Here is a 1,604-nt window from a genome sequence, read left to right as displayed (position 1 = left end):
ATATGCTGAATCTCTTGAAGTTTCTGGAGAGAAAAAAGAGGTAAAAGACGCCACTTATGAGACTCTTCACGCCTTAAAAGGTGGTCAAATCACAGGAACTGATTTGAAGGTAACTGGAAATAAAGACACGAACTCAAGCTCAAACACAAATATCTACGTTATAAGCGCTGAAGGCAAAGGCAGTGCAATTAAATTAACGGGAGATAAAACAACCATTAAAGGCACTGATTCTGACATCCGTTTTGGTCTTGAAGCAAAAGATGATGCGATACTTCAAATGACTGGGGGAACTATTACGGTTTTCGGCACTGGCGTTCACTTCTTGAACAGTAATAACAAAGAAAACAAACTGGAAAACGTGACGATATCGAGTGGTGAAGACGATGTGCCACTCAAAAATGGAATAATAACAGATAAAAGCACCACCACTTTAGAAAATGTAATCGTCTCTCAAGTAGTTAATGCCATAGTCGCAGATAACCAATCTGAAATGACAATCTCTGGAGGATCATTTGAGAGCACGAACGATGGAGTATCTGCAAAGCAAGGAAGTTCCATTACTTTAAACAATACTACGGTCACATCATATTCTGAAAATGGTGTCTATGCAAACGGTCCGGATTCAAAAATTATAATGATAGGAGGAAGTACAACAACGAAAAATGAACATTCTTTTGCATTGCGCACAGAAAACAAAGGAATAATCGATGCCACAGATGTTACTCTAACAACAAATGGCATAGGAACTGGTGCACTTGCGCTTGATGAGAAGAGCAAAATTGAATTGCATGGCAATACAATGATTAACAATACTTTTAACGGTCTTGGAGCAAGCCTTGGTGGCAAAATCACCAGCGAAAATTTAACTATCACCGGTGGAAAAGCTATCAATTTCAACACCCTCGAAGTACAGTCAGGTGTATGGGCAGGAGCATCTAGTGAAATTAATCTAATGGGCACAACAACTATTAGCCATTTCGATGAAGGTCTTTATGCAGATGGTGGAGGTAAAATTGTTAGTGGTGATTTAACAATAATCGGTGGTGAGAGTGAAGAAGCAACCGTTGGTGTGAACATTTGGGATCCTGAGAGCAAAATCGAATTAAATGGTAACACAACTATTCAAAATGTTGATGGTGGTCTCTCTGCAAATGAGGGTGCTACAATCAAAGCAAATAATAGCACTAAAAATGAAATAGACGTAAAAAAAGTTGCATTATACGTGGTCAATGGCGGTCACATAGATCTCACAAATCTTTCTGCAACAGCAGGAATTTCTGGCTTACAGTTTATAAATTTTTCTGACAATGATCCACTTGACCCAAGTGATCCAGAAAAATATCATAGCAATGAAATCAATTTAAACCGTGCAATTTTTCATATTGACAATGGTACAGGGATTTTTGTTGGAGCTGTTGTTGAAAAAAGCATTGAAAATAGTCCTGCCCTATCAATCGGTACGCTCAATCTTAAAGATTCAAAAATCCATGCCGATGTGTTATTAGATGATGGTATTTTTTGGAACAAAACTTCTTGGCCAGATGAAAAATTGTGGAATGGTAAAGAAGCTAAGGAGATAGCCAACGGTAGCTTCACCTTAAATA

At 38.1% G+C, this 1,604-nt stretch carries 1 protein-coding gene; it reads left to right on the top strand.

Annotated features, from left to right (window positions below; translation table 11 throughout):
• Window positions 1-1,604, top strand: a 1,604-nt coding sequence (locus BN338_RS00125; RefSeq protein WP_039757914.1) for a NosD domain-containing protein, incomplete at both ends; no start/stop codon positions are given.

The organism is Bartonella queenslandensis AUST/NH15 (assembly GCF_000312585.1).
GTDB lineage: Bacteria > Pseudomonadota > Alphaproteobacteria > Rhizobiales > Rhizobiaceae > Bartonella > Bartonella queenslandensis_A.
Note: the sequence above shows the minus strand (reverse complement) of the source record. Positions and strands in the feature narration are given on the sequence as shown.